Here is a 24,073-nt window from a genome sequence, read left to right on the forward strand (position 1 = left end):
TCAGGCCACCGGGGTGATCGCGACCGCTCGGAACGAGATCCCGTGCCGCTTCTGGCCGTTGAACTCGTTCTCCCAGTCCCGGGCCTTCAGGCCGACCACCTTCACCGGCATGCCCGGCGCCAGGCCCTCCGGGCAGCCGTTCTCGGGGATCGTGACCTGGTAGAGGTTCCCCTCCCCCTCGTCCGAGACCAGCAGGCCCACCGTCGACAGCGCGGCACCGGACTCCCGGTCCAGCGCCCGCTCACCGGTCTTGGCGTTGGCCAGCTTCGGCGTCGGCGCGGTCGCCACGAACACCACAGCGGTCGACGTGTCGATCTTGAAAGACGGCATGGGCACATCCCTCGTTCAGGAGGCCGCCCGGTGCGACCTCTCTAGACATCTCTACTTTGACTGCGGATCTCTAGAGATGTCAAGTGTGATGTCTAGAGAGGTTGCGAGTGAAAGATCGCGGCAACACGCAGAGGGCGAGCGCCATACCCATGGCCTAGGCTGTCTAGAGAAGAGAGGAGGGCTCCGGAATGGCCAACACCGACGACGACCGTCGGCCGAAATACCAGCGGATCGCGGACTCCCTGCGCGAGGCGATCCAGTCAGGCGAGTACGGCCCCGGTGATCGCCTCCCAGGAGAGAACGAGCTGATGGCCGCGCACGGCGTGGCCCGCATGACGGCCCGGCAGGCGTTGAGCGTGCTCCGAGACGAAGGCGTTGCCGAGGCCCGCAAGGGTGCCGGCGTGTTCGTCCGAGCGTTCCGCCCCCTTCGGCGCCGAGGCATCCAGCGGCTTTCCCAGCAGCAGTGGGGCAGTGGCCGTTCCATCTGGTCCGCGGACATCGAGAACCGCGCGCTCGAGGTGGATCAGGTCGCCGTGTCCGAGGAGGCCGCGCCCGACCGCATCAGCGCGGTTCTGGACCTGGCCGACGACGAGACGGTGTGCGTGAGGCGCCGGCGCTTCGTCTTGGAGGGGAAGCCCGTCCTGCTCGCGACGAGCTATCTGCCCACGTCAGTGGTTGCGGGGTCCGCCATCACGCAGGAGGACACGGGACCCGGCGGAACGTACGCCAGGCTTGCCGAACTCGGCTACAAGCCTGTGCACTTCCGCGAGGAGATCCGCTCACGCATGCCGTCGAAGGATGAGGCGGCACAGTTGAGCATCTCCTCGGGCACGCCGGTCATCCTCATCTGCCGCACCGCGTTCGCGGACGAAGGCCGCCCCGTCGAGATCAACGAAATGACGCTCGACGCCTCCTCCTACATCCTGGAGTACGACTTCGACGCGTGACCTGTGTTGTTACAGGTTTCCTTACCTCATCAAGCCCCGGCTGCGCTCCGCTCCGCCGGGCGCGCTTCCCGGCTCCGCTGCGGGCGCCGCTCCTGCCTCCGGCCCGCTCCGCCCGCGCTGCGCCGACGCACGCCCACAGGTGGATAGGGCCGGTGGCCATGAGTCGATCACCGCAGGGCGCGGCCACGGTCAGAACGATGCCTCCGGCGGGGGATCGGCCGGCACCGGGATGGAGGGGGCGCCGTTCCCGACTGCGGGTCCGTAGGGGCGTGCGCGGGGTGCTCCCATCCCGTCCGCCATCGACCCAGGCAGAGCCGAGCAGACGCGGCTCATGGCGTCCAGGTCGTTCGTACAGTGGCGCGCTCCACCTGGACGCCATGAACCACGCCCGCTCCACGGTGTGTGGGTCGACGGCGGACGGGATGAGAGCTGGGGAGAGTGGTGTGCTGAGGAGAGCGGGCGCGGTCCGACATTTGAATGCCAAGCTCAGATGGTGCTCAAGGCTTTCCGCTTCAACTTCCCCTCCCGATGGCTGGCTGTCATGGTGATTTCCGCGCGAGACATGATCGCCGGTCGCTGACTGCGACTATTGGGATGAGGGGGACAAAATGTTTTCAACGATGGGCGCGGGTGTCGCGGTCGGCATGGTTGTCACAGTGGCAGTAATCGCAGCTCTCGCCGTGGTTGTGGTCCGGCGGCTCGGCGCGCGGAAGCAGTAGAGCTACAGGTACTTCTGTCAAGGGCGCCGCCCCGCGATGACATCAGCGGCTGACACCAACAAGGCCGATCGTTGGCGAACCCCTCCGTACACACGCGCCAGGGTAAGCGCAGCACCAGTCTGAAGCCGCCGAGGTGCAGGGTGCACGTAGACCGACCTGATAAGGATGAGGCCACAGGTTCAAATCCTGTTAGCCCCACATGCGAGGAGACCCCCAGTCGAAACCGGCTGGGGGTCTTCGGCGTCCGTGGCCGACGTCGGTCGGTGAGCGGATCTTCCAGAGGCTCGGCGAGGAGGCCGACCGCTTCCCGCGGACTGGCGCCGACCACGTGCGTGCAGACGTCCATGGTCATGCTGATCCGGCTGTGCCGCAGCATTGCTTGGGCCACCTCGGGATGCACCTTCGGGAAGGCCAGCAGGATGCCGCGGGGTGTGCCGGGCGAGCCGGACCGTGACCCGGCGGACACCAGCGCGCTTCACGAGCCGATCGAAGGTACGGGAGAAGCCCACGGGTCCAGACCGCCAGCCGGGTGGAAGCTCTGCCGGCGGTCGCCGCTGCGCACGGGCTCCCCGAGGGGCGGTGATGATCTCTGCACGGGCATGGCCGACACCACTCCTGGTCACCAACCAGCCCTCTGCCTGAGCCGCACCGCTTCCTGAGCCGCCATGGACGGGGCGCCGTTCGCGGGTGCCGGTCGAGTGATGGGCGGGTGCGGGTGGGATCATCCTGTCTTCCCGGGCTGCCGGCGACTGAGTCCTTCGACAGGCATTCCTTTCCCAGCGATGATCGGAGTCATAGTGGGATTCATATATTGGTGTATTGGTTGTGTGTTCGGGTTCGCCGCTTATTTCTCCTTCGGGCTTGCGAATACTGCCTGGCAGGACCGCAAGGGCGTGTCGCCCTCCGACCATGCGGTTTACTCACGGAAGACCGCGATATGGATCGTCGTCGGGTTCCTTTTTCTGGCGCTGATGTGGTTCGTGCTGGGCCTGTGAGAAATCAGGCTGGTCCGAGAGCGGCGGTGACGGTGTGGGGTGCCAGGCCGCCGCGTGGGCCGTGTTCGATCTACGCGCTTGGCGCACTGCGTTGTCATGCGGACTCGTGCCACCCCATCGCAGTCGCCCGACACCAACGGCTGGCCGACTGCCTCAGTGAGCGCGCCTGGGAGCGGTGTCCGCCGGGTCGGGGCAAGCGGAAGGCCCGACCGCTGGCGACGGGGGATGCACCAGCGATCGGGCCATGGCCAAGGGTAACAAGGTTGGAGTGGTTGTGGGAGGCAACCGGCTTGTTGGCGGCGGGAGTTGGCCGATCTTGATCGGTCAGCGGCACGGGGGGTCGTAGGACAGGCGGGGCAGGTACTCGTGCCACCTGCGCGGGGTGAGTACGCCCCGGGTGACGGAGCAGATGTGCCGGATGGCCGCGTCGGCGTCCAGGCTCCACAGACGGACCGTGTCCGCACCGCTGGACACGCCGAGCACACGGCTGTTGGGGCTGAACGCCAGGAAGTTGCCGGTCTTGGCGTAGGGGCTCATCGACTGGCCGATGGGGCCGGCCGACGAGGGCGAGGCGACGTTCCAGAGCCGGACGGTGTTGTCGTTGCCGCCGCTCGCCAGGATGTGGCCGGAATCGCCGAACGTCAGCGACGTGACCGCCTCGGTGTGCCCGGTGAGCGGCCGGCCCGGCTCGCTCGCCGCGCGGGGGTCGGTGACGTCCCAGAGCCGCACGGTGTCGTCGTCGCCGCCACTGGCCAGGGTGTCGCCGTCGGGGCTGTAGGCGAGCGTGTTGACGGGCCCGGAGTGCCTGGTGAGCGGTGAGCCGACCGGTGCCGCGCGGGCCGGGTCGGTGACGTTCCACAGCCGGACGGTGCTGTCCGCGCCACCGCTGGCCAGGGTGTGTCCGTCGGGGCTGAAGGCGAGCGCGTTGACGAAGCCCCGGTGCCCGGTGAGCGGTGCGCCGAGCGGGACGGCGCGGGCCGGGTCGGTGACGTTCCACAGCCGGATGGTGCGGTCGTCGTAGGCGGTGGCGAGGGTGTGCCCGTCGGGGCTGTACGCCAGCGCGTCCGGGCCCATGAAGCGGGTCCGCAGGGCCAGCGGCGGCCCGGCGGAGACCGGGTGGGCCGGGTCGGTGACGTTCCACAGGCGCACCGTCCGGCTCCCGGTGAGCACCGCGAGGGTGCGGCCGTCGGGTGAGAACAGCAGGGACCGATGGTCGCCGTCGGAACGCATGAAGGGCTTGCCCAGGGCCACGGGCCGGCCGGGAGCGGTCACGTCCCACAGCCGGATCGCGCCGTCGCGCGCGGCCGTGGCGAGCACCTCGCCGTCCGGGCGGAACGCTCCGCCGCGGCCGGTCATGTCCGAGGTGGGCACCGACCACAGGCGGACCTTGCCGTCACCGCTGCCGGTGGCCAGGGTGCCGCCGTCCGGGCTGAAGCCCAGGGCGTACATCTCGCCGCTGCCGCCGGCCAGCGGCTCACCGACCTGTGCCGCGGATTCCGGATCGCCGACGTTCCACAGACTCGCCGTGCTGTCCGCGCTGGCCGCGGCGAGCCGGTTGCCGTCGGGGCTGAAGGCCACCGACCAGACGGGGCCGCGGTGGCCGGTGAGCGGTGAGCCGACCGGTGCCGCGCGGGCGGGGTCGGCGACGTTCCACAGCCGGATGGTGTCGTCCGCGCCGCCGCTGGCCAGGGTGCGTCCGTCGGGGCTGAACGCCACCGAGTGCACCAGATCCGTGTGGCCGGTGAGCACCTTGGGCAGCGGTCGCGGACGACGCGGGTCGGCCGTGTCCCACAGGCGGATCGTGGCGTCGTCGCCACCGGCCGCGAGGGTGCGCCCGTCGGGGCTGAACGCCGCGCAGCGCACCGCGGCCGTGTGGCCGCCCAGCACGCCGAGCCGTCCGGGCCGGCGTGGTTCGGAGACGTCCCACAGGCGTACGGTGCGGTCCTCGCCCGCGGAGGCCAGGGTGCGCCCGTCGGGGCTGAAGGCGACCAGGTAGATCGTGCCCTCGTGGCCGGTGAGGGGCTTGCCGAGCGGGGCCGGGCGGGAGGGGTCGGTGACGTCCCACAGCCGGATCGTGCCGTCGTCCCCGGCGCTGGCGAGGGTATGCCCGTCAGGGCTGAAGACCGCGCTGCTGACCCAGCTCGTGTGACCGGTGAGGGGCTTGCCCAGGGGTTCGGGCCGGCTCCGGTCGGCCACGTCCCACAGGCGTACCGTCCGGTCGTAGCCGGCCGTGGCGAGGAGCTTGCCGTCGGGGCTGAACGAGGTGAGGTAGACGGCGCCGTGGTGGCCGAGCATGGCGGTGGCCAGCGGCGCGTTGACGATCGAGATCAGCCTGGAGTACGTCCCCTCGTCGTCCGGCCGCAGGTGGTGGGCCACCAGGTCGAGCTGGGCGGCCAGCGACGGATCGGTGTGCTGGACCCGGTCCGCCTCCGCGATCACCTGCTCGAACACGGCGTCGTCCCGCTGCTGCCAGGCGACCACCGCCGAACCGGCCGCCAGCACGGCCAGCACCACCAGCGCCGCCACCGCGGCGCGGCTGATCAGGACGGTACGCCTGCGCAGCCGGACCGAGGCCGCCAGGAACTGCACCGCGCCACGGGTCAGATAGGTGTCCCCTGCCGACTTCGCCCACTCCCGGGCCTGCTCGAGGCGGGAGCCCCGGTAGAGCAGCGCACTGTCCCGGTCCGAGGCCTCCCAGGCGCGGCCGTCCTCCTCCAGCCGCTGGCGCAGCAGATGGTCGCCCCGGTCCTCGTCGATCCAGTGGCGCAGCCGTGGCCAGGCGTGCAGCAGCGCCTCGTGGGTGATCTCCACGGTCTCCGCGTCGAGTGTGACCAGCCGGGCGCGCACCAGCGCCTCGAGCGACTCCTCGGTCTTGCCGGGGTCCACCGACTCCTGTGCGAGTTGGCGCCGGGTGCCGCGCCTGCGGGTGGCCTGGGTGTCCTCGCCCAGCCGGACCAGGCGCAGCAGCAGCAGCCGGGCCGCGGTGCGGGCGGCCGGGTCGAGGCTGGTCCAGGCGCGCTCGGCGGTCGCCGCCACCGCGCCCTGGATGCCGCCCGCCGCGCGGTAGCCGGCCAGGGTCAGCCGGCCCGCCTTGCGGCGCTGCCAGGTGGCGAGCAGGGCGTGCGAGAGGAGCGGGAGCACACCGGCGTCGTGCGCCCCGCGCGGGCCGTCCGCGCTCACCTCCCGGACGATCAGCTCCGCCAGCCCCGGTTCCAGTTCCAGGCCCACGGCCTTGGCGGGCCCGGTCACCGCATCGCGCAGTTCCGCCGTGGTGAGGGGCCCGAGCACCATGTGCCGGTGCTGCAGCGCGTCGGCCAGCTCCGGGTGACCGAGGCACTGCTCGTAGAAGTCGGCGCGGATGCCGAGGACCACCAGGACGGGGGCGGTCCCCGGGGCGTCGGGGGGCGGGGTGCACGCCGTGTGCAGCAGCCGGACGAAGGCGCGGCGGGCGGCGTCGTCGGGGCAGAGCGTGAAGGTCTCCTCGAACTGGTCGACGATGATCACAGCTCGCGGCCGCGCGGAGGTGGGGGCGGCCGGGCGCGGGGACGGCGAGCCCGGTCCGGTGTCCCGGAGCGGGGCACCGGACCGGTGCGGAACCGGGAGCGGGCCCCGGGCGGGGTGTTCGCCGGTCCGGGCCAGCAGCGCGCCCCGTGAGCCGCCGCCGGTCTCCCGTGTGCCCGCCGCTTCGGCCCCCCGTGTGTCCGGTGCGCCGGTCCCGGTCCGGCCCGCAGGCGCGTCGCCGGGGGGTTCCTCGTCCGGGGCGGACGTCTCCCGGAGCGCCCATGCCGCGACCGCCTCGCGCACCGCGCCGGCGAAGTGCGGGGTGTCCGGAGCCGGGGAGGCCGGCTCCGCCTCGGCGTCGCGGGCGTCGGCGGCGAGGGCGGCCAGCTCCGGGATCCGGCGGGTCAGCTCGCCCAGCGGATCGGCGCCCGGCACGAGCTGGAGCACGGTGGTCGGCCGGCGGCCGGCGTCCTCGAGCGCGCCGTCCCGCACCGCGGGCACCACGCCGGCGTTCAGCAGGGACGACTTCCCGGCCCCGGAGGCGCCGACGACCATGATCAGTCCGCCGGTCCGCTCCGCGGCGCGCAACTGCGCCACGAGGCACTCGGTGCTCCGCTCCCGGCCGAAGAACCACCGGGCGTCCTCCTGGCGGTAGGGGGCCAGGCCCCGGTACGGGCACACCCCGCCGGTCACGGGCGGCGCCGGGGCCGGTGGCCGCCGGTTCTCCTGCGCGGGCACCGCGGGGCGGTCGCCGGCCGGGTCGGCCAGCGCGCGCTCCCACAGGCGCTGCCACTGGGGCAGGTCGTACAGGCCGCCGGAGACCGGGACCGGCCGGGCGCGGCGCGCCTCCGGGATCAGGATCTGCAGGACGGCCGCGAGGGCGGCGAACTGGGCCGGGACGTTCTTGGCCCGCCGCCAGTCGCTGATCCGCTGGGCGGACACCCGGACCGGCCGTCCGCGCTCGTCCACCCGCTGCAGCCGTACGACCGCCTCGGACACGCTCTTCAGGGGTGGATTGCCGGCCTCCTTGTACAGCAGTGCGAGGCGCTCGGCGAAGGCCGTGCGTGTCCCTGAGTCGGAACTCAAGGTCCCACCCCTTACTCCCCCCGTATCAGGACGTCCGGACCGGAAAACTCACCCTATACGGCTGACCTGCGGCTACTCCCTGGACCGGATGCCAGGACCTCCTCGGACGGGGCCGTAAATGGCAGGATCGCGACGCGGTAGCGGAATCGTCACACTCGGTCCGGACAGGCCACCGGCCCCTTACCCGGGCCGACGTCCCGAGGTGCCGAACGTTCTCGGCCAAAGTGCCCCACCGGGCGCGGTTGACAACGACGGCACGAGGGACGTCGCGGTCCCGGACACAGCCCGCGCCGATACGCCGACCCGGCGCGGGAGAGCCACCCGATCCGTCCGGTACCGGTCCCCACGAGGGGAGGGACCGGTGCCGGACGGGCCGGGTACCGAGCGGCGGTGCACGGACGGCGGTTCGCCGGGCGGCCGAACGGGCAGTGACGTCCAGGTAGTCGGTCGACCGACCGCCGGCCGGCCCGCGAGGGCGCCACGGTCCCGCAAGGCTGGAGGACGCATGAAGGTCTCCGTGGACCGTGCCGTGTGCTACGGCTCCGCCGAGTGCGCGCACCGTGCCCCGTCCGTGTTCGCGTTCGAGGACGGGTACGGCGTGGTCCGGCCCGGTCAGGAGGACGCCGGGGAGGACCCGGGGGTGCGTGAGGCGGCCGAGAGGTGTCCCTCCCAGGCCGTCGTGCTCACCGGGTGACGCGGGCGGCCACCGGTCACCGGCGGGCCGGTGAGGTCCAGCCCAGGTCCGCCAGCGCCCGCGCCCGGGCCTCCACCACCGCCATCCGGGCGTCCCGCTCGGCCGGGTCGGTGTGCGCCGCCTGACCGGTCGCCTGTCCCGCCCACTTGCGGTACAGCAGCCCGGCCTCCGCGGTGAACCAGCCGCGGCTGACCGCGTTCAGCGCCAGCAGCAGGCCGGTGTCCTCGGAGGCGGGCAGGGCCATCCAGCCGCCCAGGGCCGTCAGCAGGTCCCGGCGGACGCAGAGCGACGCCGGATGGACCTGGGCCCGGAACCCGTGCTCCTTCCAGAAGCGCAGTACGGCGCCGCGCTCGACGGGGCCGTCGTCCGGATCGGCGGGGAAGCCGGCCGTGGAGCCGTCGGGGAGCAGGTCGAGCGCCCGCGAGGTGGTCCAGCCGATGGTGCGGTCGGCCTCCAGGGCGGCCAGGTCACGGGCGAGCGCGCCGGGCGTGAGCCGGTCGTCGGCGTCCAGGACCTTCACGTACGTGCCGTCCGCGCGCGCCAGCGCGATCGTGCGGGCGACTCCCGGGCCGCCCGGCCGGCCCTGCCGGAAACTCACCCGCTCGTCGTCCGGTACGTACGGGCGCACCTCGTCGCTCCGGCCGTCCTCCTGGATCAGCCACCGCCACTCCCAGCCGTCCGGGAGCCGCTGCCCGCACAGGGACTCGTGGGCGTCCGGCAGGAAGCGGGCGGACGGGGCGTGGACAGCGGTGACAACGGTGACGCGCCGGGGCACGGCGGCATTCACCACCTTTCCGGCACGTGGTGGGGTGCGGCCCGCCGCGGTCGCCGGACCGCAGGAGGTCCGGGACCCTGGGCGTTCGCCCAGGCTACGGCGTTTGAGGCGGACCTGACGACCCGCCACCGAAGCCCCGGAACAGCGCGAGACCCCCGGCCGATCCCGGCCGGGGGTCTGTCCGTGTCGACTGATGCGTACGCAAGTCGCCCTGGTGTCGAAACGTCCGCGTTCTCGGTGCCGCGGAGGGTTCAGCAGTTCAGGGGGTCCGCGGACTGAAGGTCCGGGTCCGTCTCCGCTTCCGTCTCGGTGAGGGGGCGGTGCCGGCAGCTCGGGGACTTCCCGTGGGCCTCGGCCCGGATGCGCTGCTTCATCGTGGGGGGCAGGGCCCCGGCATGGGACCGGATCCAGTGGTGGGCCATGGGGCTCGTCGGGGCGATCCGTTGCGCGACGCGGTCCTGCGGCGTCTCGGTCCGGGGAGCGGCCGCCGCGGCGGGGGCGGTGGTCGCGGTGACGAGTCCGAGCGCCGTGCACAGCGCGAGGAAGGCGGTGACGATGGCGGTCCACAGCTGCACGACCTTGTTGTTCCCGGTCATGGCCCCTCACTTTCGGGTTGGGCGATTTGCGTACTTTCCTCATGATGTGTACGAGCATCGCGAAGTGGTGGACCCGGGGCCGTGGCGCGTCGATGTTCTGATCAACACCACTCGGATGGACGTATCGGGCCCGGAAATCTCCCGAAACCGGGCGAGGGACGGTGAAACACGAGCAAAGTGACGGCCCGTGGGGGCGCGATCACCCTCCGGCCACGCTGCTGCCGGGCCGGCCTATCGGGCGCTCGGGGGCGGGAGTTGGGGCCCGGCGCAGGTCACCGATCGATATCGGCCGGTGTGTATAGTCGGGCGCCAGAGGTCCCCTACGTCAAGGAAAGACGAGGTCGCGCGGTGAAGAAGCTGCTCCTGGTCGCACTGGCCGCCATCGGCGGGCTCCTCGTGTACCGCCAGATCCAGGCGGATCGCGCCGAGCAGGACCTGTGGACGGAGGCGACCGACTCCGTGCCCACGGGTTCCTGAGTACCGATTCAGAATCTGATCAGACCCCGGCCGCCCTCGCGGTCGGGGTTTTGTGTTGTCCGGGCGGACGCGGGGACGGGGTTCTCCGCGGGCCCGGGGCCGCTCTTCCTGGCCCTTCCAGTCCTTTTGTCGGATTGTCCGGTGGTCCGATGGTTCGTGTTGCCGGTTGTCGGGTCATGGTGTACGCCGCCCGCCCGGGGGGACGCCGGCCCGGCACGCGCCGGTACCGGTGATTCGGACGGCCGTACCGATTCCCCGGATGGCGCACGCGCGCCCGGGGCAGGATGAGCCACGGCCGGATGCGCCGGCGCGAGACGTGCGGGCGCGGCGACAGGGCGCGGAGCGTGAGGGGGCGGTACGTGCGGGGGCGAGTGCGCGGGACGTGGTGGCGGCGGCGGGGCGCCGCCGCCCGCCGGGCGGGCGCGGTGACGGCCGTGCTGTGCGCCGTGGCGGCGCTTCCCGGCGCGTGCGCGGTGGCGGCGGCCGTGGCAGCGGACCCGTACGCCTTCGACCCGGCCGGCCGGACCGTCACGGGCACCACCGGCACCGCGGACGCGCCGCGCCTGGAGCCGGGCCGGATCTACCGCGACTCCCTTCCGGGGAGCGGCTCCCTCACCTACCGCCTCGACCTCACCGCCGCCGAGTCCGCGTACGCCCCGGTCACCGCCGTACCTCCGGCGGGCACCACCGGCAGCGCCACCGACGGCATCCGGGTGTCGCTGGAGGACGCGCGCGGCACCCGCTGTTCCACCGCCTCCGCGCTCTTCGGCGCGGGACTCAGCGCCCGCCCGGTGACCGCCCTGGGACAGCGGCAGACCGGGCGCTCGCTGTGCCAGGGAGCCGGAAGCTACTACCTGCGCGTCGAGCGACTGAGCGCCGGGGGCTCCGCGAGCGGCACGGCGGCCCCGGCGCCGCGCTGGGACCTGGAGATCGCGCCCGCCACCGAACCCGCCCTGGCTGCCGCCGGGCCCACCACCGCGCCCCCGGACCCGGGCGCCGCCTCTCCCGAGCCGCTCGCCGGCGAACCCCACGAGCGCGCCGCCGGCGCCGGGTTCGCCTCCGCCCGGCCGCTGGGCCAGGGGGTCTGGCGGACCGGCATCGCACCCGGTGACACCCTCTTCTACAAGGTCCCGGTCGACTGGGGCCGGCGGATGCACGCCGTCGCCGAACTGGACGCCTCCACCGGCGGGCACGGCTATGTCGGCGGCGCGCTGAACCTCTCGCTGTACAACCCCGTGCGCGGATACGTCGACGGCGCCTCCCTCGGCTACACCGGCACCCGCAGGTCCGCGACCCCCGATCCGCTGCCGCCCGTGGAGTACAGCAACCGGTACGCCGTGCTCACCGGGGAGAACGCGGTGCGCTTCGCCGGGGACTACTACCTCGTGCTGCACCTCAGCGAGAAGATGGCCGGCACCTTCGGGACGGGCCCGTTCCACGTGACACTGCGGGTGAGCGTCGGCGGACGGGCGCACGCCGGGCCGCGGTACGCCGGGCGCCCGGAGCCGCAGGACGTCTTCACGGTCACGGAGCAGGACCGGCGGGCCGCGGCGCGCGGCGGCACCGCAGGCGGCGGCCTCGCGATGAGGGCACTCGCGGCCGGCGGCATCGGCACCGGGACCGCGCTGCTGCTGGTGCTGGGCGGGTGGACCGTGGCGGCCCGGCGGGCTCAGACGCGGGCCAGTGCCCAGAACCCCACGGCGTAGCAGACCAGCGCGAGGAGCAGGATCGGGATCACCGCCCTCGCCGGGGGCCCGGGGCGCCGGACCGCCCGACGGGCCCGGCGGCCGTGCCCGGACGGGCGCCGGGCCGAGGTGCCGGGGGAGGGCGCGGCCGCCGGCCGGGCGGGCGGGGGGACGCGCGGGTCCTCGGCGGTGTACGACGCGGTGGAGGTGTCGGCGCGCGGTCGCGGCCACGCGCCCGGTGGCGTGGAGGGCGCCGGTACGGTTGGCGCTGTCGGGGTGACCGAGGCCTTCGGGGGTGGCGGCGCGGGATGCGGGCCGGCGTGGAACCCGGGCGACGGCTCCGGACGCTGTGCCGATGCGTGCGCAGGGTGGGGGGCGGGCTCCGTGACGGGAGTCGGGGAGTGCCCGGCCGGGTACCCGTCGTCCCGCGGCACGGAGGGAGCCGCCCGCTCCGCGTGCCGGGCGTACGGCTGCGGGCTCGGCGTCGGTCGCGGGGGCGGGAGATGGAAGCTCCCCGTGTCCGACATCGAGCCGGTGACGGAGCGCTCCGCACCGGAACTCCCGGTGCCGTCGCCTCCCGCACCGGTATGCGTGTCCGCGGTCGGCGGCGTCGGCCGCACCCGGGTCCCGGAGGCGGGTGTCAGTGGGCCGCCGGGCCCGAAGCCGGGCGGCAGAGGCCCGAGTTGATCGAATATCTCGATCGACTCGTCGTCCGGGCCCGGCTCCGGGAGAAGCTCGACGGCGGAGGCGAGCGCCTTGCGCGCTCCCGTGGCGGTGCGGAACCGGGACGCCGGATCGGGCTGGAGCAGGGTGGCGACGATCTGCCAGAGCGGGTCCGGAACTCCCTTGGGCGGGCCGGGTGTTCCGTGTTCCGTGAAGTACCGCACCAGCGCCTTGGCGTCCGGTTTGGCACCCTCCAGCAGATACAGGGCGACCAGCCCCACCGCGAACAGATCGGCCGGGAAGTCCGGTTCCGATCCCAGCAGTTGCTCGGGCGCCAGATAACCGGGCGTGCCCACCACGAGGTTGGTCTCCGTCAGGCGGGGCTCACCGAACCGCATGGCGATGCCGAAGTCGGACAGCCGCAGCCGCGGCCGGCTGGTTCCGGTCGCCTCGAGCAGGACGTTGGCGGGCTTGATGTCGCGGTGCACGACGCCTTCCGCGTGCACCGCGGCGAGGCCGGACAGGAGCTGGTCCAGCAGGGTGCACACGAAGACCGGCGGAAGCGGGCCGTAGTCACCGACCAGGTGGACCAGTGAGCCGCCCCCGACCAGGTCCATGGTGAAGAGGACCTTGTCGTCGTCGGCCGCCCAGCTCGCCGGGGCGAGGACATGCGGATGGTCGATGCGCAGGGCCTGCTCGCGGACGAAGCGCAGCAGTGAGTGGGCGTCGCTCTGCTGGAGCACCTTGGCGGCCACGTAGCGCCGGCGCCGGTGGTCCCAGGCGCGCCAGACGGCACCCACACCGCCGCGCCCGATCGGGTCGGCCAGTTCGTACCGGCCGGCGAAGACCTCACCCATGGCAGTCCCCCGCTCCTCCCCCCGGCCCCTTGACGAGTGGCCCCGGCCCGGCCCCGGACCCCCCGCCGGGGACCGGGCCGTGGGATCAGCTCTGGTGGGACTGGTAGTGCGCGACCGCGTCGGAGGTGCGGCCGGCCCCGTAGACCCGGAGGAACTCTGCCAGCTCGGGGTGGGTCCGGGCGAGGCCGTCGGCAGCCTCGATTATGTCGCCCGCCGCTGCCACCGAGCGCAGCAGCGACTGGATCTCGCGCACCACGCGCTTGACCGTCGGCGCACCGGAACTGTTGGTCGTGTGCGTGGTGTTGCTCAGCACCGAGCCTCCCTGGGACTTCTTGATCTCGTCCATCCGCTCGGTCGCCTCGGCCGCGCTGACGCTGCCGTCCGCCACCTGGGCCGCCAGCTCCTGCAGCAGTTGCACCCGCTGAACCACGGCGGGATTGCCGATCTTCGCGCGCTGGCCGCTCATCAGCTGCGACAGCATCGGAGCCGACAGCCCCAGCACCGCCGCGAGCCGGGCCTGGTTGAGCCCGAGATCGTCGATGAGCTTACGGAAGAGCGCCCCCAACGGCTCTCCGTACCAGTTCCGCTGCAGCTCCCGCGCTCTCGCGGTGGCTTCCTGCTGTGCGGCGTCCATTGCGTCTCCCCATCGCTACCCCTGAAACCGTGGTTCGCTGTAGCGAACCACGTCGAGCATCTTACGGAGAGTGGTCATTCGCCGGGACCCCCAATCTTTTTGCGGGATACGGGGGGTGACCCGGTACTCTGGTGCCCGGCGCCCGCCCGGGACGTGGTTCCTCCGGCCGGACGCTTCCTTTCCGGGGCCTTAGCTCAGTTGGTAGAGCGCCGTCTTTGCATGGCGGATGTCAGGGGTTCGACTCCCCTAGGCTCCACGGATAAGTACCCTCTGACCTGCGGCAACGCGGTTGGAGGGTCATTTTTTTGCCGCCCTCCACCGAGCGGCGGGACCGTCTCGGACTCCGGCGACCGCGTTCCGGTCTCCACCGGGGTCGGCTCGTCCGGCGTCTATCCTGAGCGGCACGCCTCGGTGGCCGTACACCCGGTGCCGAGGAGGCGGGACGGCCTCACCACGTGCGGTCGCAGCGGGGGAAGGATACCGAGATGGACTGGTTCTGGTGGGTGCTGATCCTCTTCTGGACGGGTGGCTTCGCGTGGGCCGCCGACACCGTACGGACCGCGTTCAGGAACCGGCACGAGCGGAAGCTGGAACTGATGGACGCGGCGAAGCAGGAACGTCTCGCCGTCGAAGCGGGCCACCGCGCGCCGGAGCCCGTGTGCGGGTGCACGCACCATCTGGCCAAGCACGACAAGCAAGGCCGCTGCCATGAACACGTAGAGGTACCCGTGGCCTGGGACGAGAACAAGAAACCCTTGCGCTATGAGGCAGGGCAATGCAACTGCCAGCAGTACATCGGCCCCCAGCCACTGTCCCAGGTGTATGCCGAGGACCTGACGGACCGACTGTGAGGCCCGCCGTGCGAGCCGGGGCCCCTTCGCGACGCACCGCATCTGACGCCGTGCGCTGATCGACCGGGGATGACGGGGCAGCCCTTGGGATCCGCTTGGAAAAAGCCCTCCGAACTGCGAGAACGCGGCGTCGGAGGGCTTCTTCGTCGGCTTCTTCGGGCCCGTTTCACGTGAAACGGAAGGGGGGCGGACGACCGGTCGTCATCCGCCCCGTCTCCACATGTCCGGACGGCTGAGGTGGCGCCGTCTCACTCCTTGTCGTCGCGGTCGGCGGCCTCGTCCTCGGCCTGCTTCGCCTGGACCTCGGGGTCCAGGACCGCGGAGCCACTGCCGTCCACCGAACCGAGGCCCGACTCCGGCACCTCGGTCGCGGCGGGCGGCTCCACCAGCCAGTCGGGGTTGGCCTGCCTGTCCCACCACTTCCAGGCGGCGAAGGCGCCCCCCGCCACCAGGCCCAGCAGTGCCAGCGCCTTCATGGCGCGGCCGGCCCGGTGGCGCCGCTCGTTCCTGCGCGCGAGCCTCCGGATCTCCTCAGCCGTGACCTGTCCGCGCAGCGCGGCCAGCGCCGCGGCGCCCCGCGTGGCGGCCTCGTCCGCCACCGGCGCGGCCGCGGCCACCGCCTGCTCGATCCTCGGACGTGAGTACTCGGCCGCCTGCCGGGCAGCCTTTCGGGTGCGGACGGCGGCCTCGTGCGCGGCCGTGTCCACCTTCGGCGGCACATGCGCACGGGCCTGTTCCAGGCGTGGGGCGAGCCGGGCGTCGTACTGTTCGCGGGCCTGTTCGGCGGCCTGCGACACCACGGGCGCCAGCCGTACGCGTGCCTCCTGCGCGTAGTGCGCGGCACGCTCCTTGGCCGTGTCGGCGTAGGGCGCCACCACTTCCGCGGCGTGCAGCACGCTGTCCTTCGCCGAGCCGGTCGCGGCGCGCACGCTGTCAATGCGGGTCACGGGTTCCTCCTCCTCGGTGGCGTACGGTAATTCGACTTTCCACCCTTTTACGGATCATGCCTCCCGCGCGCCGGTGCGGCATGCGTGGGCGGGCATATGGGTGCAACAGGGGCTTGTCGACGACACTGCCACGAAACCCCGCCGTGCGCTCCCTCTCCGCGGAACTCGCCGCGGCGAGGCGCCACCCGACCCCGGCCGTGCGAGGATCGGGGGGTTACACGAGGACAACGGAAGGCACACCGTGGCCGAGCAGCTCTACGCCACCCTGAAGACCAACCACGGCGACATCGAGGTACGGCTGTTCCCGAACCACGCGCCGAAGACCGTCAAGAACTTCGTCGAACTCGCACAGGGCGAGCGTGAGTGGACGCACCCGGGCACCGGCACCGTGAGCACGGACCGGCTCTACGACGGCACGGTCTTCCACCGGGTGATCAGCGGCTTCATGATCCAGGGCGGCGACCCGCTGGGCAGCGGCATCGGCGGCCCCGGTTACGAGTTCGAGGACGAGTTCCACCCGGACCTGTCCTTCAACAAGCCGTACCTGCTCGCCATGGCCAACGCCGGCCCGGGCACCAACGGCTCGCAGTTCTTCATCACCGTCTCCCCGACGACCTGGCTGAACCGCAAGCACACCATCTTCGGCGAGGTCAGCGACCCGGCCGGCCAGAAGGTGGTGGACGCCATCGCCGCCGTGCCCACCACCAAGCCGAACGACCGGCCGGTCAACGACGTCGTCATCGAGTCGGTCGTCGTCGAGAAGCGCGCAAGCTGAGCGCGGGCGCGCTCGCGCCCCCCGAGCCGTCGCAGGGAACCAAACGCCCCGCTCGTCCGTAAGGAAGAGCGGGGCGGGGTAGTGCCCGGGGGAAGGCCCACGACCAGCAAGGGGTGCTCATGGACCACGCCGCAGACCGCACGCACGATGCCCGGAGCGTGCCCGTGTGCTACCGGCACCCGGACCGCGAGACCGGCGTGCACTGCACCCGCTGCGAGCGCCCCATCTGCCCCGAGTGCATGGTCAGCGCCTCGGTCGGCTTCCAGTGCCCCGAATGCGTCCGAGCCGGCTCGGGCACCGGCCACTCCCCGGCCGCCTCCCGCCCGCGCACGGTGGCGGGAGGGACGGTGACGGCGGATCCCCGGCTGGTCACCAAGATCCTCCTCGGGATCAACATCGCCGTGTTCATCGCGGTGCGCGCCGAGAGCTCGCTGCTGGAGCACCTGGTTCTCATCGGGCAGTGGCCCCCGAAGCCCTACCAGCCGACGATGGGTGTCGCGGAGGGCGAGTACTACCGCTTCGTGACCTCGATGTTCACGCACCAGGAGATCTGGCACATCGCCTTCAACATGCTCAGCCTGTGGTGGATCGGCGGACCGCTCGAAGCGGCGCTCGGCCGGGCCCGCTACCTTGCGTTGTACTTCGTCTCCGGACTGGCCGGCGGCGCCCTGACGTATCTGCTCGAAGGGCCCTCCACGGCCTCGCTCGGCGCCTCGGGCGCCATCTTCGGGCTCTTCGGGGCCACGGCGGTGCTGATGCGCCGGCTCAACTACGACATGCGCCCGGTCATCGCCCTGCTGGTGATCAACCTGATCATCACCTTCGGCTGGGGCAGTATCGCCTGGCAGGCCCACATCGGCGGCCTGGTCGCCGGTGTCGTCACCGGGTACGCCATGGTGCACGCCCCGCGTGAGCGGCGGTCGCTGATCCAGTACGGCACCTGTGCGCTCGTCCTGGCCGTGGTGGTGGTCCTGGTGCTGGTCAGAACCGCTCAGCTCACCTGACGTCGAACCGTTGTCCACAATGTGTGGTGAATCTTGTGCACACGGTGCCGCCACGGCTGTGCCCCCTGCCGCTCGGATGTGTTTCCGCAGGTGGGGCAGGGGGCGAACGGGTGTCCGGGTGCTGATGGGGCAGTCATACCGGCGTCAACGGCCAGTGGGTTATCCACAGATCGTAGTCTTTTCCCCAGGAGGGTGTGGACGACGTTGCAATCCTGTGGATAACTCAGTGAACAGCCCTGGGCAGAGCCGGTCCGGAGCAGGCTACTTCCACTGCGTGGAGACACCGAACCCGGCGGCGATGAAGCCGAAACCGACCACGATGTTCCAGTTGTCCAGGCTGTCGATGGGCAGCGAGCCGTCCGTGACGTAGAAGACGACGATCCAGGCCAGGCCGATCAGGAACATGGCCAGCATGACCGGCGCGACCCAGGCGCGGTTGGTGAGCTTGATGGCCTGCCCCTGCTTCGCGGGCGGGGGCGTGTAGTCGGCCTTCTTGCGGATACGTGACTTCGGCACGAGGGTCTCTCCTGTCGATGCGCTGCGTGGCCGCGCAGGTAACTGGGTCGGTCCGGGGCAGCGTACAAGGGGACACTTAGCGCTCCCCCGGGCGTCCGTTAGCGTAGTCCTTCCGCGGCGCCGAAGGAGATAAGGGTACGTTGAGCAATTCTGCCGACTCCCCCGGGACGGGATCAACGGGTTCCGGACCCGTTCGTCCGCCACGCCTGCGCCCGGCGCGGATTCTCACGGTGGCGGTGTTCGCGCTGGCCGGCCTGATCTTCGTCACCAGCTTCAACACGGCCAAGGGCACCGACATCCGCCAGGACGCCTCCCTGCTCAAGCTGTCCGACCTGATCCAGGACCGCAGCCACAAGAACAAGCAGCTCGACGAGTCCAACGCGGCCCTGCGCGACGACGTGGAGTCGCTCGCCGAGGGCGACGGCGGCAGCTCCAGGGCGCAGGACGAGAGGCTGAGCGGCCTGGAGAAGGGCGCGGGCACCCAGGAGGTCAAGGGCAGCGCCGTCACCGTCACCCTCGACGACGCCCCGCCGAACGCCACCGCCAAGCTCCCTGGCTACCCCGAGCCGCAGCCCGACTACCTGGTCATCCACCAGCAGGACCTGCAGGCCGTGGTGAACGCGCTGTGGCAGGGCGGGGCCAAGGGCATCAAGGTCATGGACCAGCGGCTGATCTCCACCAGCGCGGTGCGGTGCGTCGGCAACACCCTGATCCTCCAGGGCCGCGTCTACTCACCGCCGTACAAGATCACCGCGGTGGGTGACCCGGAGCGGCTGCGGCAGTCGCTCGCCGCGAGCAAGGCGATCCAGACCTACATGGTGTACGTCAACGTCTACGGTCTGGGCTGGAAGGTCACCGAGGACGGGACGGTGACCCTGCCGGGCTACTCGGGCACCGTCAACCTCCACTACGCGCAGCCCGCGCGGTAGCCGCCGGCCCCGGGCCCGGTGGTGCGCCGCCGCCGCCGAACCGCGGCGGCCGGCGTTGAGGTGATCGGCCCCCTGTCACGTACGTCCGGGTACACGCGTCCGGGCGGGTCCCCCGCGCTGACCAAGCAGCCCGCGGAGTCAGGCCAACCGAGGCTCCACGCCGTTAGTCTGGTGCCGTACGGCGTGGGTTACCGGTGCCGTGGTGAGACGGAAGGGACGGCATGTACGGCTGGATCTGGCGGCATCTGCCGGGGAACGTGTGGGTGAAGGCACTGGTCTCGCTCGTCCTGGCCCTGGCCGTGGTCTACGTCCTCTTCCAGTACGTCTTCCCCTGGGCCGAACCGCTGCTGCCCTTCAACGATGTGACGGTGGACAACCAGTGAGCGCGCGGATTCTCGTCGTCGACAACTACGACAGCTTCGTCTTCAACCTGGTCCAGTACCTGTACCAGCTGGGCGCCGAGTGCGAGGTGCTGCGCAACGACGAGGTGTCGACCGCGCACGCGCAGGACGGTTTCGACGGAGTGCTGCTGTCCCCGGGACCGGGCACGCCGGAGCAGGCGGGTGTGTGCGTGGACATGGTCCGGCACTGCGCGGCGACCGGCGTCCCCGTCTTCGGGGTGTGCCTGGGCATGCAGTCGATGCAGGTCGCCTACGGCGGTGTGGTGGACCGGGCGCCCGAACTGCTGCACGGCAAGACCTCGCCGGTGGAGCACGGGGGCCGGGGTGTCTTCGCCGGACTGCCCTCGCCGTTCACGGCGACCCGCTACCACTCGCTGGCGGCGGAGCCCGCGACCGTCCCGGACGAGCTCGAGGTCACGGCCCGCACCCACGACGGCATCATCATGGGCCTGCGGCACCGTGAACTCCCGGTCGAGGGCGTGCAGTTCCATCCCGAGTCGGTGCTGACCGAGCACGGGCACCGGATGCTGGCCAACTGGCTGGTGGAGTGCGGCGACGAGGGCGCGGTGGCGAGGTCGGCGGGGCTGGCCCCGGTGGTGGGCAGGGCCACGGCGTGACCGCGCTGCGCCCGGAGCGCGAGACCGATGCCTCGTACGGGGATCAGTCGTACGAGGCCTCCGGTGCGCTCGGGCAGTGGCACGTCGCGGGGTCGGCGCCGGGAGAGCCGTACCGGGCCGCTCTCGACGACGAGACGATGGCGCTGCGGCTCCCCGATCCGGCAGGGGGCCCCGGGAACGGGGCCCTGGGCGCCTCAGGGGCCTCTTCCGACTCCGCCGCCTCCGGACCCTCGGAGGGTGGCCGTGCGGCCCGCAGGAAGGCCGCCAAGCGGCGCGGAGGGCGTCACGGCGCAGCGCCCCGGGAGGCCGCGTCCCCGGCCGGACCGGGGGCGGGCCGGCCGTTGTCCCGTGTCGAGGCCCGGCGGCAGGCGAGGCTGCGCAAGCCGGGCCCCGGTGTCATCGCGAGCCGGGCGATCGGCGAGGTGTTCATCACCACCGGCGTGCTGATGCTGCTGTTCGTCACCTACCAGCTCTGGTGGACGAACGTCCGCGCGCACGCGCAGGCGGGCAGCGAGACGCACCAGTTGCAGGACGACTGGGCGAACGGCAAGCGGGCCCCGGGGGTGTTCGAGCCGGGGCAGGGCTTCGCGATACTCCACATCCCCGAGCTGGACGTGGTGGCGCCGATCGCCGAGGGCGTCAGCAACAAGAAGGTGCTCGACAAGGGGATGGTCGGGCACTACGGCGAGGACCCGCTGAAGACGGCGATGCCGGACGCGAGGACGGGCAACTTCGGGCTGGCGGCGCACCGCAACACGCATGGTGAGCCGTTCCGGTACATCAACAGGCTGAAGCCGGGTGACCCGGTCGTGGTCGAGACGCAGGACACGTACTTCGTGTACAAGGTGACCTCGATGCTGCCGGTGACCCCGCCGTCCAACACCAGCGTCCTGAACCCGGTGCCCAAGGGCTCCGGGTTCACCGGGCCGGGCCGCTACATCACCCTCACCACCTGTACGCCGGAGTTCACCAGCAAGTACCGGCTGATCGTCTGGGGCAAGATGATCGAGGAACGCCCGCGCAGCAAGGGCAAGCCGGACGCGCTCATCGAGTAGGGGCAACAAGACTGTGGCAGCGACCGCCGACGACACCGAAGACCACACGGACGCGTCCGGCGCGACGCCCGTCCCGGGCCGCCGAGGCCCCGGCCGGGTCGCGCTGGCGGTCAGCTTCCTCGGTGAACTGCTCATCACCGCGGGCGTGGTGATGGGCCTGTTCGTCGTCTACTCCCTGTGGTGGACGAACGTCATAGCGGACCGCAAGGCGGACCGGCAGGCCGACCGGGTCCGCGACCACTGGGCCCGGTCCACCGACACGGGTCCCGGCGCGCTGGACACCAAGGACGGCATCGGCTTCCTGCACGTCCCCGCGATGCGCAACGGCGCGGTACTGGTGGAGAAGGGCACCGATGAGGACATCCTGAACGACGGTGTGGCCGGCTACTACACGGATCCCGTCAAGGCCGCGCTGCCCACCACCGGGAAGAAGGGCAACTTCGCCCTGGCCGCCCACCGGGACGGTCACGGCGCGAAGTTCCACAACATCGACAAGCTGAGGGAAGGCGACCCGATCGTCTTCGAGACGAAGGACGACTGGTACGTCTACAAGGTCTACTCGATCCTCCCGGAGACCTCGAAGTACAACGTCGAGGTCCTCTCCGGGATCCCCGAGGAATCGGGCAGGAAGAAGCCGGGCCACTACATCACCCTGACCACCTGCACCCCCGTCTACACCTCGCGCTACCGGTACGTGGTGTGGGGCGAACTGGTCCGCGTGGACAAGGTGAACAGCGAGCGGACGCCGCCGGCGGAGCTGCGCTGAGGTGACCGGCCCTCCCCGCGGCGCCGGGCCCGGGCCCGTGTCCGTGCCCGAGGAACCTCAGGGGTGCGACGGCGCTTCCATCCGGGACCCCGGCCGCCGCGAGGGGCTTCCGCGTCCTGGGACCGCCGCCGTCGCACGCGTTCCGTCGGGCTGACGACCGGAAGAACGAGCGGGCCCCTGCCGGACGGTTCCGGCAGGGGCCCGCTCGTGGTGTCGGGCGTCAGCCCCTGACGCCGCCGAAGAAGTTGGTGCCGCCGTCGTTTCCGCCGTTATTGCCGTTCTGGCCGCCGACGGTGATCAGGTCGACGGTCGAGCCGCGCTGGACGGTGCTCCCCTGGCCCGGGTTCGACGTGAAGACGATCGCGTTGTCGTCCTGGGTGGGGGTGATGTTGCCGACCTGCAGGCCCGCCTGCTGCAGCATCCTCTTGGCGTCCTTGAGCTTCTGGCCCTGGATGTTCGGGACCTGCACCTGCTGGTTCTGCACCTTGCCGACGTTGATGGCCACCGGGGTGTTCTTGGCGACCTCGCTGCCCGCCGCCGGGGTGGTCGAGAGGACCTTGCCGTCGTCGTCGGGGTTGTCGGTCGGGGTGTCGTTGCAGGTCGCGTTGGGGGCCAGGCCCTTCGACTGCAGTTCGGCCTTGGCCTCGTCACAGGTCTTGCCCGTGACGTCCGGGACCGCGACCTTCTCCTCGGCCTTGGCGACCGTGAGGACGATCGTGGAGCCCTTCTGCCGGCTGGTGCCGCCGTCCGGGTCCTGCTTGGTGACCACGCCGGGGGTCTGGGTGGACGTCTCGGTCTTCTTCTGGACCTCGAAGCCCTTCTTCTTCAGCTGGGCCTCGGCCTGGTCGTACTGGATGCCGAGGACGTCGGGGACGGTGACCTTGGGCGCGCCCGTGGACACCACCAGGGTGATGGTGTCGCCCTTCTTCACGTCCGAGCCCGCCGTCGGGTCCTGGTCGCAGACGTTGCCCTTCGGCTGGTTCTCGCAGGGCTTGCGCGTGGGGGGCGCCAGCTTCAGGCTCCGGTTCTCGGCCATCTTCTGGGCCGTGGCGTAGCTGTTGCCGACGAAGGACGGGGCGGCGAACGTGTCGTTCTCGCCGTCGTGACCGCTGAAGATCCACTGCCCGATCAGGACGGCGCCCACGAGCACCAGGATGCCCGCGACCACGAGGAGGATCGTGGAGGAGTTGTTCTTCTTCTGCTGACGGCGGCGGTCCGGGCGGTCGTCGTAGCCGTATCCGCCGTCGTCGGGGTTCATCGGTGGGAGCATGCTGGTCGCTCCCGCGCCCGCGTCCGACCGCAGTGCCGTCGTCGGCTGGTCGTCGGGGTAGCCGCCGTAGCCCGCCGCGCCGGCGGCGCCCATCGCGGCGGCGACCGGCTGGCCGTCGAGGCAGGCTTCGATGTCGGCGCGCATCTCGTCGGCCGACTGGTAACGGTAGTTCGGGTCCTTGACCAGCGCCTTCAGGACGATGGCGTCCATATCGGGCGTGATCTCGGGGTCGAAGACCGAGGGAGCCTGCGGCTCCTCGCGGACGTGCTGGTAGGCCACGGCCACGGGGGAGTCGCCGACGAAGGGCGGGCGGACGGTCAGCAGTTCGTAGAGGAGGCAGCCCGTCGAATAGAGGTCCGAGCGGGCGTCGACCTGCTCGCCCTTGGCCTGCTCCGGGGAGAGGTACTGGGCGGTGCCGATGACCGCCGCCGTCTGGGTCATGGTCATGCCGGAGTCGCCCATGGCGCGGGCGATGCCGAAGTCCATGACCTTGACCTGGCCGTTGCGGGTCAGCATGACGTTGGCCGGCTTGATGTCACGGTGGACGATGCCGGCCCGGTGCGAGTACTCCAGGGCCTGGAGGATGCCGATGGTCATCTCCAGCGTCCGCTCCGGCAGCAGCTTGCGACCGGAGTGGAGGAGCTCACGGAGCGTGGAGCCGTCGACGTACTCCATCACGATGTACGGGATCGAGACCCCGTCGATGTAGTCCTCGCCCGTGTCGTAGACCGCGACGATCGCGGGATGGTTGAGCGAGGCGGCCGACTGGGCCTCCCGGCGGAACCGGGCCTGGAAGGACGGATCGCGCGCGAGGTCCGCGCGCAGCGTCTTCACCGCAACGGTGCGGCCGAGACGGGTGTCATGCGCGAGGTAGACCTCCGCCATGCCACCACGACCGAGCACCTGGCCCAGCTCGTACCGGCCGCCGAGGCGACGCGGCTCTTCCATAGCTACCTACCAGCCCTCTCCGTCGGTCTCGGCCG

Annotated in this window: 22 protein-coding genes and 1 tRNA gene; 14 read left to right on the forward strand and 9 right to left on the reverse strand. The window is 71.6% G+C overall.

The window, feature by feature from the left end; genetic code table 11:
* Positions 1 to 330 (reverse strand): SCO3933 family regulatory protein, encoded by a 330-nt coding sequence (locus MXD57_RS04860; RefSeq protein WP_250400013.1) that lies wholly within the window; start codon positions 328 to 330, stop codon positions 1 to 3.
* Positions 331 to 518: 188 nt separating this feature from the next.
* Between MXD57_RS04860 and MXD57_RS04865 the strand changes: the two genes are divergently transcribed.
* Positions 519 to 1,277, forward strand: a complete 759-nt coding sequence (locus tag MXD57_RS04865; protein ID WP_250400014.1) for a GntR family transcriptional regulator — start codon at positions 519 to 521, stop codon at positions 1,275 to 1,277.
* 1,546 nt (positions 1,278 to 2,823) lie between these two features.
* Complete coding sequence (locus MXD57_RS04870) at positions 2,824 to 2,991, forward strand: hypothetical protein (protein WP_250400015.1); 168 nt, start codon at positions 2,824 to 2,826, stop codon at positions 2,989 to 2,991.
* A gap of 324 nt (positions 2,992 to 3,315) precedes the next feature.
* On the opposite strand, the gene MXD57_RS04875 is transcribed toward MXD57_RS04870, so the two are convergent.
* Positions 3,316 to 7,578, reverse strand: a complete 4,263-nt coding sequence (locus MXD57_RS04875) for an nSTAND1 domain-containing NTPase (protein ID WP_250400016.1) — start codon at positions 7,576 to 7,578, stop codon at positions 3,316 to 3,318.
* 505 nt (positions 7,579 to 8,083) lie between these two features.
* On the opposite strand from MXD57_RS04875, the gene MXD57_RS04880 reads away from it, so the two are divergent.
* The gene (locus tag MXD57_RS04880; protein ID WP_250400017.1) at positions 8,084 to 8,272 is read left to right on the forward strand and encodes a ferredoxin; all 189 of its coding nucleotides are present in this window, start codon (positions 8,084 to 8,086) and stop codon (positions 8,270 to 8,272) included.
* A 16-nt stretch (positions 8,273 to 8,288) separates the two neighbouring features.
* On the opposite strand, the gene MXD57_RS04885 is transcribed toward MXD57_RS04880, so the two are convergent.
* Positions 8,289 to 9,047: a glycosyltransferase family 2 protein gene (locus tag MXD57_RS04885; protein ID WP_250400018.1), complete on the reverse strand. Its 759-nt coding sequence runs from the start codon at positions 9,045 to 9,047 to the stop codon at positions 8,289 to 8,291.
* 251 nt (positions 9,048 to 9,298) lie between these two features.
* Positions 9,299 to 9,643 (reverse strand): DUF6344 domain-containing protein, encoded by a 345-nt coding sequence (locus MXD57_RS04890; RefSeq protein ID WP_250400019.1) that lies wholly within the window; start codon positions 9,641 to 9,643, stop codon positions 9,299 to 9,301.
* Between the two features lie 348 nt (positions 9,644 to 9,991).
* Here MXD57_RS04890 and MXD57_RS04895 point away from each other — a divergent pair, with 348 nt between their 5' ends.
* Both MXD57_RS04895 and MXD57_RS04900 read left to right on the forward strand, forming a co-directional pair.
* On the forward strand, positions 9,992 to 10,120 hold the full coding sequence (locus MXD57_RS04895) for a DLW-39 family protein (protein ID WP_003999697.1): 129 nt from the start codon (positions 9,992 to 9,994) through the stop codon (positions 10,118 to 10,120).
* Positions 10,121 to 10,479: 359 nt separating this feature from the next.
* The gene (locus MXD57_RS04900) at positions 10,480 to 11,826 is read left to right on the forward strand and encodes a hypothetical protein (protein WP_250400020.1); all 1,347 of its coding nucleotides are present in this window, start codon (positions 10,480 to 10,482) and stop codon (positions 11,824 to 11,826) included.
* Here MXD57_RS04900 and MXD57_RS04905 read toward each other — a convergent pair.
* Both MXD57_RS04905 and MXD57_RS04910 read right to left on the reverse strand, forming a co-directional pair.
* Positions 11,790 to 13,325 (reverse strand): serine/threonine-protein kinase, encoded by a 1,536-nt coding sequence (locus MXD57_RS04905; protein ID WP_250400021.1) that lies wholly within the window; start codon positions 13,323 to 13,325, stop codon positions 11,790 to 11,792. The genes MXD57_RS04900 and MXD57_RS04905 overlap by 37 nt on opposite strands.
* 85 nt (positions 13,326 to 13,410) lie before the next feature.
* Positions 13,411 to 13,959, reverse strand: a complete 549-nt coding sequence (locus MXD57_RS04910; protein WP_250400022.1) for a helix-turn-helix domain-containing protein — start codon at positions 13,957 to 13,959, stop codon at positions 13,411 to 13,413.
* A 183-nt stretch (positions 13,960 to 14,142) separates the two neighbouring features.
* Here MXD57_RS04910 and MXD57_RS04915 point away from each other — a divergent pair.
* Together MXD57_RS04915 and MXD57_RS04920 are read left to right on the forward strand one after the other, a co-directional pair.
* A tRNA-Ala gene (locus tag MXD57_RS04915) sits at positions 14,143 to 14,215 on the forward strand.
* A 229-nt stretch (positions 14,216 to 14,444) separates the two neighbouring features.
* Complete coding sequence (locus tag MXD57_RS04920; RefSeq protein WP_250400023.1) at positions 14,445 to 14,810, forward strand: hypothetical protein; 366 nt, start codon at positions 14,445 to 14,447, stop codon at positions 14,808 to 14,810.
* A 248-nt stretch (positions 14,811 to 15,058) separates the two neighbouring features.
* Here MXD57_RS04920 and MXD57_RS04925 read toward each other — a convergent pair whose 3' ends face one another.
* On the reverse strand, positions 15,059 to 15,757 hold the full coding sequence (locus tag MXD57_RS04925) for a DUF5324 family protein (protein ID WP_250400024.1): 699 nt from the start codon (positions 15,755 to 15,757) through the stop codon (positions 15,059 to 15,061).
* A gap of 241 nt (positions 15,758 to 15,998) precedes the next feature.
* On the opposite strand from MXD57_RS04925, the gene MXD57_RS04930 reads away from it, so the two are divergent.
* Positions 15,999 to 16,532, forward strand: a complete 534-nt coding sequence (locus MXD57_RS04930; protein WP_250400025.1) for a peptidylprolyl isomerase — start codon at positions 15,999 to 16,001, stop codon at positions 16,530 to 16,532.
* A 119-nt stretch (positions 16,533 to 16,651) separates the two neighbouring features.
* On the forward strand, positions 16,652 to 17,536 hold the full coding sequence (locus MXD57_RS04935; RefSeq protein WP_250400026.1) for a rhomboid family intramembrane serine protease: 885 nt from the start codon (positions 16,652 to 16,654) through the stop codon (positions 17,534 to 17,536).
* 261 nt (positions 17,537 to 17,797) lie between these two features.
* On the opposite strand, the gene crgA is transcribed toward MXD57_RS04935, so the two are convergent.
* The gene (crgA, locus tag MXD57_RS04940) at positions 17,798 to 18,052 is read right to left on the reverse strand and encodes a cell division protein CrgA (protein WP_143630171.1); all 255 of its coding nucleotides are present in this window, start codon (positions 18,050 to 18,052) and stop codon (positions 17,798 to 17,800) included.
* A gap of 140 nt (positions 18,053 to 18,192) precedes the next feature.
* On the opposite strand from crgA, the gene MXD57_RS04945 reads away from it, so the two are divergent.
* The 5 genes from MXD57_RS04945 (at position 18,193) to MXD57_RS04965 (ending at position 21,820) form a co-directional block, all read left to right on the forward strand.
* Positions 18,193 to 18,981 (forward strand): DUF881 domain-containing protein, encoded by a 789-nt coding sequence (locus MXD57_RS04945; protein WP_250400027.1) that lies wholly within the window; start codon positions 18,193 to 18,195, stop codon positions 18,979 to 18,981.
* Positions 18,982 to 19,202: 221 nt separating this feature from the next.
* Positions 19,203 to 19,364: a hypothetical protein gene (locus MXD57_RS04950; protein WP_250400028.1), complete on the forward strand. Its 162-nt coding sequence runs from the start codon at positions 19,203 to 19,205 to the stop codon at positions 19,362 to 19,364.
* On the forward strand, positions 19,361 to 19,999 hold the full coding sequence (locus MXD57_RS04955) for an aminodeoxychorismate/anthranilate synthase component II (RefSeq protein WP_250400029.1): 639 nt from the start codon (positions 19,361 to 19,363) through the stop codon (positions 19,997 to 19,999). The genes MXD57_RS04950 and MXD57_RS04955 overlap by 4 nt, the downstream gene beginning before the upstream one ends.
* The gene (locus MXD57_RS04960) at positions 19,996 to 21,054 is read left to right on the forward strand and encodes a class E sortase (protein WP_250400030.1); all 1,059 of its coding nucleotides are present in this window, start codon (positions 19,996 to 19,998) and stop codon (positions 21,052 to 21,054) included. The genes MXD57_RS04955 and MXD57_RS04960 overlap by 4 nt, the downstream gene beginning before the upstream one ends.
* A 13-nt stretch (positions 21,055 to 21,067) precedes the next feature.
* Entirely contained in the window at positions 21,068 to 21,820 is a 753-nt protein-coding gene (locus MXD57_RS04965) for a class E sortase (protein WP_250400031.1), read from the forward strand.
* 220 nt (positions 21,821 to 22,040) lie between these two features.
* Here the strand turns inward: MXD57_RS04965 and pknB are convergent, their stop codons facing one another.
* Complete coding sequence (gene pknB / locus MXD57_RS04970) at positions 22,041 to 24,038, reverse strand: Stk1 family PASTA domain-containing Ser/Thr kinase (RefSeq protein WP_250400032.1); 1,998 nt, start codon at positions 24,036 to 24,038, stop codon at positions 22,041 to 22,043.
* Positions 24,039 to 24,073 lie beyond the last annotated feature (35 nt).

Origin of the sequence: Streptomyces cellostaticus, assembly GCF_023630175.1 — a bacterium.
GTDB classification, from domain to species: Bacteria; Actinomycetota; Actinomycetes; order Streptomycetales; family Streptomycetaceae; genus Streptomyces; species Streptomyces cellostaticus_A.

What these genes read in the sequence shown, in the direction of transcription:
- MXD57_RS04890 (WP_250400019.1), bottom strand. Translation starts at nt 9,643, where the DNA reads ATGACCGGGAACAACAAGGTCGTGCAGCTGTGGACCGCCATCGTCACC.
- MXD57_RS04920 (WP_250400023.1), top strand. Translation starts at nt 14,445, where the DNA reads ATGGACTGGTTCTGGTGGGTGCTGATCCTCTTCTGGACGGGTGGCTTC.
- MXD57_RS04935 (WP_250400026.1), top strand. Translation starts at nt 16,652, where the DNA reads ATGGACCACGCCGCAGACCGCACGCACGATGCCCGGAGCGTGCCCGTG.
- pknB (WP_250400032.1), bottom strand. Translation starts at nt 24,038, where the DNA reads ATGGAAGAGCCGCGTCGCCTCGGCGGCCGGTACGAGCTGGGCCAGGTG.
- MXD57_RS04865 (WP_250400014.1), top strand. Translation starts at nt 519, where the DNA reads ATGGCCAACACCGACGACGACCGTCGGCCGAAATACCAGCGGATCGCG.
- MXD57_RS04860 (WP_250400013.1), bottom strand. Translation starts at nt 330, where the DNA reads ATGCCGTCTTTCAAGATCGACACGTCGACCGCTGTGGTGTTCGTGGCG.
- MXD57_RS04880 (WP_250400017.1), top strand. Translation starts at nt 8,084, where the DNA reads ATGAAGGTCTCCGTGGACCGTGCCGTGTGCTACGGCTCCGCCGAGTGC.
- MXD57_RS04905 (WP_250400021.1), bottom strand. Translation starts at nt 13,325, where the DNA reads ATGGGTGAGGTCTTCGCCGGCCGGTACGAACTGGCCGACCCGATCGGG.
- MXD57_RS04950 (WP_250400028.1), top strand. Translation starts at nt 19,203, where the DNA reads ATGTACGGCTGGATCTGGCGGCATCTGCCGGGGAACGTGTGGGTGAAG.
- MXD57_RS04910 (WP_250400022.1), bottom strand. Translation starts at nt 13,959, where the DNA reads ATGGACGCCGCACAGCAGGAAGCCACCGCGAGAGCGCGGGAGCTGCAG.